Raw genomic sequence first — 13,518 nt, 5'->3', positions numbered from 1 at the left:
TTAAAGAGAATATTTCTCTCTAACATGCCATAAATAAATTATAATTCACAAAGATAAAGCTATTATAAACAACCAAAAAATACAAAAATAGCTAAACAAGAATATTTTGCAAAATAATGTGATTATTCAACATAAAAAAGTGATTATCTTGCAAAAAAAATCAGTGACCGATTATTATCAGATGAAACGATATAATAAAATAGTGGCGACTAAATGTATTTTCATTCAGCCGCCACTACCCTATATTTTTTAATTTTAGAATATGCTCCAAGCAACTGTTAAGCCTGCCATTACAATGGCTACCATACTCATAAGCTTGATTAAAATATTCAGACTCGGTCCGGAAGTATCTTTAAATGGATCACCCACCGTATCCCCCACGACAGTTGCCTTATGAACCTCACTCCCTTTACCGCCAAAGTTACCTTCTTCCACATACTTTTTGGCATTGTCCCAAGCTCCTCCGGCATTAGCCATGAAGATAGCCAACACAAAACCACTGCTCAAACCACCAATCAACAACCCAACGACTCCGGTTACCCCAAAGACAACTCCGGTCAGAATAGGGGCTATAATTGCAATAAGTGACGGAATAACCATTTCCCGTTGAGCACCTTTGGTAGAGATAGCTACGCAACGTTCATAATCCGGTTCTGCTTCTCCGGTCAAAATTCCTTTTATTTCACGAAATTGACGGCGAACCTCATCAACCATATGCCCGGCAGCTCGTCCAACGGCATTCATTGTTAATCCACAGAAGAGAAAAGCCATCATAGAACCAATAAAAATGCCGGAAAGTACCTTAGGATTCATCAAGGTAACATCGTAATAGTTCATGAAATCGACAAAAGTAGCATTAGCTGTTGCAATAATATCACCATTTGGCATCGTTAATTCTATGGTACCGAGACGGGTTAATCCGATGCGTATCTCTTCTATATAAGAAGCAAGCAAAGCAAGTCCGGTCAAAGCAGCAGATCCGATAGCAAAGCCCTTGCCGGTAGCTGCGGTCGTATTACCCAACGAATCAAGGGCGTCCGTCCGTTTACGGACTTCCTCACCGAGAGCAGACATCTCGGCATTACCACCCGCATTATCTGCAATAGGACCATAAGCGTCGGTAGCGAGGGTGATTCCTAAAGTGGAAAGCATGCCGACAGCTGCTATACCGATCCCATAAAGCCCCATGCCGACATTGTCGAAATCAAAACCGGAAGCAAACAGGAAAGAAGCAATAATACCTACCACCACTGCCAAAACCGGAATAGCCGTGGAAAGCATACCTAAACCAATGCCGGAAATAATAACGGTAGCAGGCCCTGTCTTACCGCTTTCACTCAATTTCTGTGTCGGACGATAGGATTGTGATGTGTAATATTCGGTAGAACGCCCGATAACAATACCGACGATCAATCCCACCACTACAGCACAGGAAATCCACATCCAGTTATCGAGTTGCAACAACCAGAGAATAAAGAAAGTGGCCACAACGATTAAAACAGAACTGAGATTTGTTCCGAAAGCAAGAGAATTCAAGAGGTCTTTCATTTTGGCATCTTCCTTCGTGCGGACAGAAAAGATACCGATAATGGAAAGTAAAATCCCTACAGCCGCAATCAACATAGGCGCAATAACTGCTTTGAACTGCATGACTGTATCTCCTGTATGCATAAAAGCGGCGGCTCCCAAAGCAGCAGTAGCCAAAATGGATCCGCAATAGGATTCATAAAGATCGGCACCCATGCCGGCTACATCACCCACATTATCACCTACATTATCAGCAATTGTAGCCGGATTACGCGGGTCGTCCTCAGGAATACCAGCCTCGACTTTACCTACAAGATCAGCCCCCACGTCGGCTGCTTTGGTGTAAATACCGCCACCCACACGGGCAAACAATGCCTGAGTAGAAGCACCCATACCAAAAGTAAGCATAGTGGTAGTAATAATGCATAGTTTATGAGTAGGAGTCAATACATCCGCAGGAATGGCCCAATTCAACAGCAGATACCAGAAAGATATATCAAGAAGGCCGAGACCTACCACCACCAATCCCATCACTGCCCCGCTACGAAATGCAATCCGCAACCCGGCATTCAAAGATTTACGAGCCGCATTTGCCGTACGGGCAGAGGCATAAGTAGCTGTCTTCATCCCCAAGAATCCCGACAATCCGGAGAAAAAACCTCCTGTAAGAAAAGCAATAGGTACCCACGCATTCTGTACTTGAAAGCCATAGGCCATAATTGAAAACAATATTACCAAACCGAAGAACACCCACCCCACAATCTTATACTGTTGTTTCAGATAAGACATGGCACCTTTGCGCACAGCAGCAGCAATCTTAATCATTTGAGGAGTACCTTCACTCTCTTTCATCATCTGCTTATGAAAATAATAAGCAAAGCAGAGAGCCAATACAGAGGCGGCCGGAACCAACCAGAAAAGCAAGCTATCCATAGAATAAATATTAGAGGTTTAACGAAAGGATAAAAGTATTGATTCTAAATGAAATAGGCAAATAAAAATTAAAGAAATTTCGATGGTCACACTCTGCTTTCTTTTCGAACGGACTACAATGAAATCATTTCGAACGAGAGAGAGCCTCTCCCTTGACAATCCGTATTCAACTTGGATCCGATATAACTTTTATTCCACATAGTTTCCCTATCTTCCAAAAAGCGATGTAGCATCATGATTATATCGAACTGAGGCTATATAGAGACGGCAATCAATAAATTCGTCCTTGTACTGGTTTGCAACACAGTTGCACCACAAATCTCCTACCTTTGCATCAACAAAAGAAAAAAAGTCATGGGATGTAATTGTAATCATCACTCCGGTTGTCATATACAGGAGGAAAAGAAGAAGAAAAGTAAAAACCTACCCGTCATTATCAGTCTTATAATGTTGGGAACGGGAATGGGAATGAATCATTTCGGTTGGTTCACCCTGCCGGGTAGTGCATTGGTATGGTATGCGATCGCCTACCTCATCGCAGGCTGGCCTGTATTGCGGGAAGCTTTCGAACAGCTCCGTCAAGGAGATTTTTTCAACGAATTCATGCTGATGGGAATTGCTACCATCGGTGCATTTTGTATCGGCGAATATCCTGAAGGAGTAGCCGTAATGCTCTTTTACTCCATAGGTGAGGCTTTTCAAGACCGTGCGGTAGGGAATGCACAACGAAATATTAAAGCCCTATTGGATGTACGCCCGGAGACAGCTACCGTGATACGTAACGGGCAGCCCGAAACAGTACATCCAGAAACAGTAAACGTAAATGAACTCATTGAAATAAAAGCCGGAGAACGCGTCCCTCTTGACGGAACAATGCAAAACGAACAAGCCTCATTCAATACTGCTGCTTTAACAGGTGAAAGCCGCCCGCGCACCATCCGCAAGGGAGAACCGGTACTTGCCGGTATGATTGCCACCGACCGTGTGATACAGCTCATTGTAAGTAAACCATATAATGAAAGTACACTTGCACGAATACTTGTCATGGTACAGGAAGCAAACGAACGGAAAGCTCCCGTAGAACTGTTCATCCGGAAATTCGCACGCATTTATACACCCATTGTAACCGGATTGGCCGTACTGATTGTTCTGATTCCTTTCTTGTACTCACTGGGCATGCCGGCATTCGATTATATATTTAGAGACTGGCTCTATAGAAGTCTGGTATTTCTGGTAATCTCTTGTCCTTGTGCACTCGTTGTCAGTATCCCGTTAGGATACTTCGGAGGAATCGGAGCCGCTTCTCGCGCGGGTATCCTATTTAAAGGTGGCAACTACCTGGATGCCATCACACAAATAAACACAGTGGTATTCGACAAAACAGGTACGCTGACAAAAGGAGTTTTCGAAGTACAACACGTAGAAAGCGTCTTATCTACCCAAGAAGAATTATTACGATACATCGTCTCTGCCGAACAACAGAGCACCCACCCGATAGCCCGCGCCATCAGTGAATATGCCTATAAGAAAGAAATCCCCCTACTCCCGTCTTCCGCCACAACGGAAATCCCCGGGCATGGGCTGGAAGTATATCTGGACGGACACAAAGTATTGGTAGGAAATCCACGACTGCTCTCCCGTTATCAAATAGCCTATCCTATGGAATTGAACACGATAGCAGATACCATTGTTGTCTGTGCTGTCGATGGTGTCTATGCCGGTTATCTGCTGTTATCGGATACTCCGAAAGAAGATGCCATAACCGCCGTCAAAGAGCTAAAAACATTAAATATTGATAATATACAGATCTTATCTGGAGACAAACAAGCAATTGTTTCTAAATTAGGGACGGAATTAGGGATATCACAGGCATACGGCGATCTATTACCGGAAGGAAAAGTTGCTCATATTGAAGCATTAAAAACCAATCCCTCCAATCGTATCGCCTTCGTGGGAGACGGTATCAATGATGCACCTGTACTTGCCATGAGTAATGTCGGCATAGCGATGGGAGGGTTGGGAAGTGACGCGGCTATCGAAACTGCAGATATCGTTATACAAAACGACCAACCCGCCAAAGTAGCTACCGCCATTCGTATCGGCCGTGCAACGAGACGCATTGTATGGGAGAATATCATTCTCGCTTTCGGGGTTAAGTTCGCAGTGCTGCTATTAGGCGCTATCGGCATAGCCACCATGTGGGAAGCGGTCTTCGCCGATGTCGGAGTTGCTTTAATCGCGATCCTTAATGCCATACGGATACAGAAAAAGAAATTCTAACCTCCTGTGGAAAGATGGAAATTGTTCTATCGGGGAAAGAAAGGTATTCGGGAAAAGTAAAATACCGTAAAAAAGGAACACTTATTATGGAAGAAGATATTTATTTGAAAAAACTGGCGCAACGGAACATCAAGCCGACTGCCATGCGGTTGCTTATCCTTCGCGCCATGATGCAGTTTGACCGTGCTTTCAGCCTGCTCGACCTGGAAACATACTTGGATACAGTGGATAAATCCACACTATCACGTACCATCAACCTCTTTCTGAAACATCATCTGATACATGGTATAGACGACGGTTCCGGTTCACTGAAATATGCAGTCTGCGGCAATGAATGTAATTGTGATATTGACGATTTACATGTACACTTTTATTGTACAAACTGTCATCGGACATATTGTTTGCGGAATATCCATATACCCACCGTAAGTCTTCCCCAGCACTTTACAGCAGAAAGTATCAATTATGTGATAAAAGGATTGTGCGACCATTGCTCACACTAAATAAAACAAAAAGGTCACACAAAGAGACTAAAACTCCCCCGATACCGGCTTTTGAACCGCACTCCAAAAGTTAACCACGAAACTTTTGGAGTGCAGTTTGATTTCCTGCCTGACAATCGGGGGAGTTTTATATTCTATTCGATGGTTACCGCAGTTCCGGTAGCTGTTACCATTAGCATGCTTCCGCTACCTCCTACGGTTTCATAATCCAGATCGACACCGATAACGGCATTGGCTCCCAAACGGGCAGCTTGTTCTTCCATCTCTCTAATTGCCGTATCTTTCGCCTGTCTCAGCACCTCCTCATATGCTCCGGAACGTCCGCCTACAAAATCGCGGATACCCGCCAAAAAATCACGAAACACATTGGCACCGATAATCGTCTCACCGGAAACGATACCATAATAACGAATTATTCTTTTCCCTTCAATAATGGGAGTGGTTGTTACTAACATACTCTTTTCTTTTTTAGTTTACTTGTACCAAATTAGACGTACAAACGACCTAAAAAGTTGCAGTTTCTTCCTGTTTTTTTCCCCATCCGGGATTCTGGATAAGTTTCGAATCCGGATAATCTATCTCTTGCTGAGGGATAGGCAGAAGCTGCTGATAGCTCTCTATCTTCAACTGTCCGGTAGCAAGATCATTACGACGCAAGAAAGCGAAGTAACTGCCAAAGCCTTTCAACTCACCTTGCCAGGTAGAACGCAAAGATTCAATAAAATCGGCTCCACTGACCGGCGGTAAATTACGGGCTTGCCGTACACGATTCAGATAATCCATAGCTTCGCCTTGATTACCCAAACGATAAGCACACTCGGATGCAGACAGCAGTACCTCAGTGTAAGTAACGAAAGGCACATAATCATTCTCTTTCAATACATTTTCATACGATTCCGGTTGTGCGCTGGTCAACAACCCCCAAATAAGTTCTCTTGAATTTCGGGTAAGAGAAGCACTCGAAGACAGTTCCAAAGCATATACACCGCTATCAATGATTCGTTTTAAATGAGCATAAGCTTGATCATAAGACTTTTGATGCAGATACATCTTTGCCAATAAAGCCAACGAAGCGCCTTGTGATGGATATAAGAAACTTTCCGAAGAGTCAAATTTACCCGGTTCCAGTTTGCTGTGTTCCACACAATAATTCAAATCCTCCACTAAATTCGCGAACAAGTCTCTACTAACCAACTGCTTGGTGACAGCAAACGAATTATCATAACTTATCACATAAGGAACGTTCTCCCACCAAGATGCCAACTGAAAATACTGAACGGCAGCCAATTGATGGATGTAAGCCATAAAAGGCGGAATCTCAGTCACTCCACTCCTTTCAAGCAAACTATCAAATATTTTAATTCTGCTAATGGTACTATACACATTGCCCCAAACACTATAAAGTTTACTGTCAGAAGGTGTCAATGTATGTTCGTAAATAAAACGATAAGCCGTACTTCTACCGTCAAAACTTTGTGTATAGTAGCCATCCAAATTAGAGAAATCCTGCATAGAAGTTGCCATCATAAGAGCTATGCCGGTAATCACTTTCTGACCATCCTCTCCAAATTCCACCGGTTTAGACGGATCTCCTTTTTGCGTAAGTCTAAGATCTACCGAAAGCCTTCCACTCGTAGTATAAACCGTAATCGTTTTATCTCTCACCAAAGCACCGGCAGCCGGTTGAACCACAATCTCCAACTCATTTTCCTGAATGGTTCCCGTATAATCGATATCGGAAAACTTAAAAATCTTCAAGGTTTCCACTGATATAGACTCTCCGGGTATACCCGCCGGTTTTTCCAAAGTAACCGGCACCTTACAGTCTATCTTAACACGGAAAGTCCCGCCCTCAGCAGGGATTTCCAATTCTTCCTTATCAAGAGTCAGTGTCACATCACCACCGGCATCCGGTTCATTGCCGGCAATACCGTCTCCATCCCAATCAATGAAATAATTCAAATTGGGAACAGTAACTTCCACACCTAAATCTTTATAGCGTCTAATGATATTATCCGAAATCTCATTTACTTTCAATAACATGGAACTCTCTCGGATTTTCTCTTTAGTATCATCCATAAACCTACCTTCCGCTTTGAATTCGGAACTCAACATAGCAAGGTATTCCGTCAATTCGGCATCACTACGATCTTTCAACAAAGCAGATGAAACGACAATCAACGCACCGGCCTCCTCTGTTCCGGAAGCAATAGAGAAATTACAAACATCCTGATCGGCATAGCGCTCCAAACCAAAATTTCTCAAAACCTCCTTCTGTACTTTCGCATCAGCCTCATCAAAATCCATGATATTGTTTCTGATAAGCTGCATCATACGTTGCGTCTTCAGGTGAGTAAGGATATTAACATTAGCCTGTTTATTATCAGTCAAATTTACAATCGATTGCATGGATATCTGACCATCAGACAATTCACCGTACACCTCATTAAAGTAATACCCGTCAGCCGTAAGCAACACATATGGAGAATTCAAATTAATCTCACCGAAATCAAAGGAACCGTCATTATCAGTAATAACGCCTTGATAGACTTCACCGGTCAGATTATAATTCTTATCCAACGCCTGTGCAGTAATCTTAGAACCATTAATAAAAGGCCCTTTTTCTACCTTACCCGATACATTATATGTTTTCGGAGTAAAAATATCCTCCTTATCTTCACATCCGGCAACGAATGCCAAAATAAAAAACAAACAAAAATAGTTTAGCAGTTTATGTTTCATAGTCTATGTTATTTACGCCTTACGGCCATATTTTACCGATCCAAATCAGAACATCTTACTCACTCTCTCTATACCGGCTACAAGTGCATCTACCTCTTTCTTCGTATTGTAAATGGCAAACGAAGCACGCACTGTACCCTCTATACCGAGACGCTGCATCAAAGGCTGTGCACAATGATGCCCGGTACGCACGGCAATACCCAGCCTATCAAGTAAAGTTCCCATATCAAAATGGTGAATATCCCCCACAAGAAAGGAGATAACACTGCTTTTATGTTCTGCTTGCCCAAAGATACGGATATTGGGTATCTCCTCCAATAATTTCGTACCATAAACCGTCAGCTCGTGCTCATGGGCCGCAATATTTTCGATACCGAGCCCAGTGACGTAGTCGAGTGCTTTTGCCAATCCGGTCGTACCTATATAATCGGGTGTACCGGCTTCAAACTTAAAAGGAAGTTCATTGAAAGTTGTTTTCTCAAAAGAGACATGTTGTATCATCTCCCCTCCACCCTGATAAGGAGGCAGACGATCGAGCCATTCCTCTTTTCCGTAAAGAACACCGACACCGGTAGGTCCATATACTTTATGAGCAGAAAAAACAAGAAAGTCCGCATCGAGTTCCTGTACATCCACTTTCAGGTGAGGAACAGACTGAGCCGCATCCACCAAGAAAGGCACCCCGTGTGCATGGGCTGTAGCAATCATCTCTTTAATAGGATTGACCGTTCCCAACACATTGGAAACTTGGGTTACACTGACAATCTTCGTCCTTTCCGAAAACAGTTTTTCATATTCATCCAGCAGTAGCTCACCTTTATCGTTCATCGGAATCACCTTGATGGTAATACCCTTGCGTGCAGCCAGCAATTGCCAAGGCACGATATTACTATGATGTTCCATGACAGAAACAATCACCTCATCCCCCTCCTGCATAAATTCCTCACCAAAGCTGGAAACAAGTAAGTTTATGCTCTCTGTCGTACCACGGGTAAAAACGATTTCGTTCGTACTCCGGGCATTGATAAACCGACGGACAGTCTCACGGGAGGACTCATGCAACTCCGTAGCCTGTTGGGAGAGATAATGCACTCCACGATGCACATTTGCATTGACGGAGTAGTATTCGTCAACAATAGAATCAATCACCAAACGAGGTTTCTGCGTAGTTGCCGCATTATCGAAATAAACCAAAGGTTTCCCATAAACCGTACGGTCAAGAATAGGAAAATCTTCACGTATCTTTTGTATATCCATAATGGTAATGATTAGTGAGTTGTGATAAATAATTAGTTACCACCAATTTACTTGCATATTGCACATCCCTGGCATTTGTTCAGTTCACCCCGGAAACGTTTTTCCACCAACAGGTGTAAACGATCTTTCAAGGCATCCAGACGGATCGTATCTATTACCTCATTCACAAAAGCAAACATCAGCAACAGGCGGGCCTCCTTTTCCGAGATACCACGCGCACGCATATAGAAAAGGGCACCCTCATCCAACTGACCTACCGTAGCGCCATGAGAACACTTCACATCATCGGCATAGATCTCCAACTGCGGTTGTGTATACATACGGGCATCACGTGTAGCACACAGATTACGGTTAGTCTGCTGTGAATTTGTATGTTGTGCATCCGGACGTACCAATACCAATCCGGCAAAAGCACCGACAGCCTGATCGTCAAGTACATACTTAAACAGTTCATTGCTGGTACAATTAGGAACTGCATGGTCTATCATGGTGTTATTATCCACATGCTCGTTCTTGTCTGCAATGGCCATACCGCAAAGATTTATTTCCGCTCCCTCTCCGGCAAGGGTCACTTCAGTAGTGTTACGGGTAGTACCGTTGTGCAATGTCATACCATTCAACAGTACATTACTGTTTGCTTCCTGCCGTACATAAAGGTTACTGATACGTACCGTACTTGTATGCGTCTCTTCCAGTTCATACAGATCGAATACAGAGTTCTCTCCGGCAAACACCTCGATAACCTGTGTTGACAGGAAATTTACATTATCCATAGCATGGTCACAAATCAGCAGACGTGCCTGCGCTCCATCTTCAAGGATTATCAGCACACGACGGTTTACCATGAAATTAACATCGGCACGCAAAATATTTACCAACTGAACAGGTCTTTCAACGATCACATTTTTAGGCACATACATCAATATTCCGTCCTGAGCGAAAGCTGTATTGAAAGCCGTCACTCCGTCTTTTGAAGTATCAGCAAGTTTGCTATAATATTTCTTCACCAACTCAGGGTGCTGTTCCGCCATTTCTTTCAATCCACCGAACAATACTCCCTCTGGTAAGTGAGATTTAGGCAGCTTCCTGCTATAGAACGCATCGTTCACCACAAAGAACAAAGACGTACTCATGTTCGGCACATCGCATTTGAACACCTCATAAGGATTCACCGGAATCTCCAACCGGTTCAAATTAAGTCCGTAATCGGGTTCAAAGAATTTGCTGATATCCGTGTATTTATATTTCTCCTGCTTGCGTGTCGGAAACCCCAACCGCTCGAAATCGGCAAAAGCCGCAGCACGCGGTGCATTCATCACCTCAGCACTATGCCGGCAAATCATAGCTTCCGTTTGAGAAAATAAATCTATATATTGTTGTTCTACAGTCATCTTATTGATTTATGAGTTATAGATTATGATTTATAAATCATCAACCTCTTTCTTAATCCAATCGTATCCTTTCTCTTCCAACTCAAGCGCCAGTTCCGGGCCGCCGGTCTTCACGATACGTCCTTTATAAAGCACATGTACGACATCCGGTTTGATATAATCCAACAGACGCTGGTAGTGAGTGATAACGATACAACTCGTATCGGGAGTTTTCAATTTATTAACCCCTTCAGCTACGATACGAAGTGCATCGATATCCAAACCGGAATCTGTTTCGTCAAGGATACTGAGACGCGGTTCGAGCATAGCCATCTGAAATATTTCGTTACGTTTCTTCTCGCCACCGGAAAAGCCTTCATTCACCGAACGGTTGGCAAGCTTGTTATCCAATTCTACCACCGCCCGTTTCTCACGCATCAGTTTCAAGAATTCACTGGCCGTCAGGGCAGGAAGTCCCTTATACTTACGTTGTTCATTCACAGCCGCACGCATGAAATTCACCATACTCACTCCCGGAATTTCTACCGGATACTGGAAACTAAGGAAAATGCCTTCATGGCTACGGTCTTCCGGACTCAACTCCAGCAGATTCTTACCATAAAAAGTCACACTCCCCTTCGTCACCTCAAACGCCGGGTTGCCCACCAGCACGGAAGAAAGCGTACTCTTACCCGAACCATTGGGCCCCATGATAGCATGTACTTCTCCTGCATTCACAGTCAGGTTGATGCCTTTCAATATCTCTTTGCCATTAATACTGGCATGTAAGTCTTTTATCTCTAACATGATTATATTTACGATTTTACAATTTACGATTTACGATTGGTAATACTTCTAAGACGATCCGCATTTACAATCCAGTTTCAATTGTAAATCGTAAATCGTCTGACCGTCCAATCATCCCACGCTGCCTTCCAACGATATCGTCAGTAGTTTTTGTGCCTCCACGGCAAACTCCATCGGAAGCTTGTTAAGCACCTCTTTGGCATATCCGTTTACAATAAGCCCGATAGCATCCTCAGTCGGGATACCGCGCTGATTACAATAGAATATCTGGTCTTCACTGATTTTACTGGTTGTAGCTTCATGTTCCACTACAGCCGTCTCATTATGAATATCCATATAAGGGAAAGTATGGGCGCCACATTTATCGCCCAACAGCAGTGAGTCGCATTGACTATAATTACGAGCATTATCCGCTTTCTCGGATACGCGAACCAGACCACGATAGGAGTTCTCACTCTTTCCGGCCGAAATTCCCTTACTTACAATCGTACTGCGGGTATTCTTTCCAAGATGTATCATCTTCGTACCGGTATCTGCCTGTTGATAATTGTTTGTCACTGCCACCGAATAAAACTCGGCTGTAGAGTTATCACCGGAAAGAATGCAGGAAGGGTATTTCCAGGTAATCGCCGAACCGGTCTCTACCTGTGTCCACGAAAGTTTGCTATTTACTCCCTTACAGTTACCACGCTTCGTCACAAAGTTATAAACACCTCCTTTTCCTTCGGCATCACCCGGATACCAGTTCTGAACAGTAGAATATTTCACTTCAGCCCGATCATGCACCATGATTTCCACAATGGCGGCATGCAACTGATTTTCATCACGCATCGGTGCGGTACATCCTTCCAGATAAGAGACATACGAATCTTCATCGGCCACGATCAAAGTACGTTCAAACTGCCCTGTATTTGCCGCATTGATACGGAAATAAGTCGAAAGTTCCATCGGACAGCGAACGCCTTTCGGTATATAGACAAATGAACCGTCGGAGAATACAGCCGAATTCAAAGCTGCAAAGAAATTATCACGATAACCAACCACCGAGCCAAGATATTTCTTCACCAAGTCGGGATGTTCACGAACCGCCTCACTGAATGAGCAGAAAATAATTCCCTTCTCCATCAATGTCTCCTTAAAAGTAGTCTTTACAGAAACAGAGTCCATCACAGCATCCACCGCCATCCCGCTCAGCGCCATCTGCTCTTCCAACGGGATACCTAATTTATTGAACGTTTTTATCAACTCCGGATCTACCTCATCCATACTTTTCGGCCCTTCTTTCTTCTTTGTCGGGTCGGCATAATAAGATATTGCCTGATAATCTATTTCAGGAATTCGGAGATGCGCCCAAGTAGGCATCTCTAACGTCAGCCAATGGCGATACGCTTTCAAACGGAACTCCAGTAACCATTCCGGCTCCTCCTTTTTGGAAGAAATGAGACGGATAACGTCTTCATTGAGTCCTTTCTCAATGATATCCGTATGTACCTCCGTAGTGAAGCCATATTTATACTTCTCCTGCGTAAGTTCCTTTACATATTTATTGGGTTCTTCTTGTTGCATCATTTAATTGAGTATATATTGTTGTGTCACTTCTTTTGCCACAGGGAAGAATATTCCCGCAAATTTTTCCATAGGATAATATAACACAGATTCCTCCTTCTTTGTTTTACTAATCAATGTGTTATCTGCATCGATAAATTCTATTACACAAATTATCAGACTGGTAAGCAACAGAAACTTCAATGCTCCCAAACCACTGCCAAGCCAACGGTTCAGCCATCCCAAAGAAACAGCCTCCATCGCTTTTGTCAACAAAGATGCCACTAAAGTAAAAGTTAGTGGCACAGCAATCCAGATGATAACAAAAGCAAGAATCTGCGCAACTGTCATCGAATCGGTTATCGTAGGACAAAGCTTCTCAGCCAATGACGCATACAACGCCTTTGCCGCCAGCAATCCCACGATTAGTCCCAATATGGAAGCAAGCTGCCTAATGAAACCCCTCATAAAGCCAACAACCACACCGGCACCAACAATAACCAAAATCACAATATCGATAGTTGCCATAAATACAGTTGAAAATTGAAAGTTGA

10 protein-coding genes are annotated in these 13,518 nt (G+C 43.4%); 2 read left to right on the top strand and 8 right to left on the bottom strand.

Annotated features, from left to right (window positions below; genetic code table 11):
- Window positions 1-255: 255 nt before the first annotated feature.
- Window positions 256-2,460 (bottom strand): sodium-translocating pyrophosphatase, encoded by a 2,205-nt coding sequence (locus tag RB604_RS05465; protein WP_005927271.1) that lies wholly within the window; start codon window positions 2,458-2,460, stop codon window positions 256-258.
- Window positions 2,461-2,814: 354 nt separating this feature from the next.
- Between RB604_RS05465 and RB604_RS05460 the strand changes: the two genes are divergently transcribed.
- The gene (locus tag RB604_RS05460) at window positions 2,815-4,740 is read left to right on the top strand and encodes a heavy metal translocating P-type ATPase (protein ID WP_055293285.1); all 1,926 of its coding nucleotides are present in this window, start codon (window positions 2,815-2,817) and stop codon (window positions 4,738-4,740) included.
- 86 nt (window positions 4,741-4,826) lie between these two features.
- Window positions 4,827-5,243, top strand: coding sequence for a Fur family transcriptional regulator (locus RB604_RS05455; protein ID WP_005927275.1), 417 nt, complete (start codon window positions 4,827-4,829; stop codon window positions 5,241-5,243).
- Between the two features lie 134 nt (window positions 5,244-5,377).
- Here the strand turns inward: RB604_RS05455 and RB604_RS05450 are convergent, their stop codons facing one another.
- The 7 genes from RB604_RS05450 to RB604_RS05420 all read right to left on the bottom strand — a co-directional run bounded on the left by RB604_RS05450 (window position 5,378) and on the right by RB604_RS05420 (window position 13,492).
- Window positions 5,378-5,698 carry a heavy metal-binding domain-containing protein gene (locus RB604_RS05450; protein ID WP_005927277.1) on the bottom strand — a complete coding sequence of 107 codons (321 nt, stop codon included), beginning with the start codon at window positions 5,696-5,698 and terminating at the stop codon, window positions 5,378-5,380.
- A 49-nt stretch (window positions 5,699-5,747) separates the two neighbouring features.
- Window positions 5,748-7,985, bottom strand: a complete 2,238-nt coding sequence (locus RB604_RS05445; RefSeq protein ID WP_122282063.1) for a RagB/SusD family nutrient uptake outer membrane protein — start codon at window positions 7,983-7,985, stop codon at window positions 5,748-5,750.
- A gap of 45 nt (window positions 7,986-8,030) precedes the next feature.
- Window positions 8,031-9,242 carry a cysteine desulfurase gene (locus RB604_RS05440; protein ID WP_005927282.1) on the bottom strand — a complete coding sequence of 404 codons (1,212 nt, stop codon included), beginning with the start codon at window positions 9,240-9,242 and terminating at the stop codon, window positions 8,031-8,033.
- A 47-nt stretch (window positions 9,243-9,289) separates the two neighbouring features.
- On the bottom strand, window positions 9,290-10,633 hold the full coding sequence (gene sufD / locus RB604_RS05435; RefSeq protein WP_005927285.1) for a Fe-S cluster assembly protein SufD: 1,344 nt from the start codon (window positions 10,631-10,633) through the stop codon (window positions 9,290-9,292).
- 30 nt (window positions 10,634-10,663) lie between these two features.
- Entirely contained in the window at window positions 10,664-11,419 is a 756-nt protein-coding gene (gene sufC, locus RB604_RS05430) for a Fe-S cluster assembly ATPase SufC (RefSeq protein WP_007479224.1), read from the bottom strand.
- A 111-nt stretch (window positions 11,420-11,530) separates the two neighbouring features.
- Complete coding sequence (gene sufB / locus RB604_RS05425; RefSeq protein WP_005927291.1) at window positions 11,531-12,985, bottom strand: Fe-S cluster assembly protein SufB; 1,455 nt, start codon at window positions 12,983-12,985, stop codon at window positions 11,531-11,533.
- Between the two features lie 3 nt (window positions 12,986-12,988).
- Window positions 12,989-13,492, bottom strand: a complete 504-nt coding sequence (locus RB604_RS05420; RefSeq protein WP_007479225.1) for a CvpA family protein — start codon at window positions 13,490-13,492, stop codon at window positions 12,989-12,991.
- Window positions 13,493-13,518 lie beyond the last annotated feature (26 nt).

The sequence above is a fragment of the Bacteroides salyersiae genome (assembly GCF_031172035.1).
GTDB classification, from domain to species: domain Bacteria; phylum Bacteroidota; class Bacteroidia; order Bacteroidales; family Bacteroidaceae; genus Bacteroides; species Bacteroides salyersiae.
The sequence above is the reverse complement of the archived record's forward strand: the minus strand, read 5'-3'. Positions and strand labels throughout refer to the sequence as shown.

Bases quoted from the DNA above. Each gene is read 5' to 3' on its own strand.
- sufC (WP_007479224.1), bottom strand. From the start codon at position 11,419: ATGTTAGAGATAAAAGACTTACATGCCAGTATTAATGGCAAAGAGATA.
- RB604_RS05465 (WP_005927271.1), bottom strand. From the start codon at position 2,460: ATGGATAGCTTGCTTTTCTGGTTGGTTCCGGCCGCCTCTGTATTGGCT.
- RB604_RS05445 (WP_122282063.1), bottom strand. From the start codon at position 7,985: ATGAAACATAAACTGCTAAACTATTTTTGTTTGTTTTTTATTTTGGCA.
- RB604_RS05455 (WP_005927275.1), top strand. From the start codon at position 4,827: ATGGAAGAAGATATTTATTTGAAAAAACTGGCGCAACGGAACATCAAG.
- sufB (WP_005927291.1), bottom strand. From the start codon at position 12,985: ATGCAACAAGAAGAACCCAATAAATATGTAAAGGAACTTACGCAGGAG.
- RB604_RS05440 (WP_005927282.1), bottom strand. From the start codon at position 9,242: ATGGATATACAAAAGATACGTGAAGATTTTCCTATTCTTGACCGTACG.
- RB604_RS05450 (WP_005927277.1), bottom strand. From the start codon at position 5,698: ATGTTAGTAACAACCACTCCCATTATTGAAGGGAAAAGAATAATTCGT.
- sufD (WP_005927285.1), bottom strand. From the start codon at position 10,633: ATGACTGTAGAACAACAATATATAGATTTATTTTCTCAAACGGAAGCT.
- RB604_RS05420 (WP_007479225.1), bottom strand. From the start codon at position 13,492: ATGGCAACTATCGATATTGTGATTTTGGTTATTGTTGGTGCCGGTGTG.
- RB604_RS05460 (WP_055293285.1), top strand. From the start codon at position 2,815: ATGGGATGTAATTGTAATCATCACTCCGGTTGTCATATACAGGAGGAA.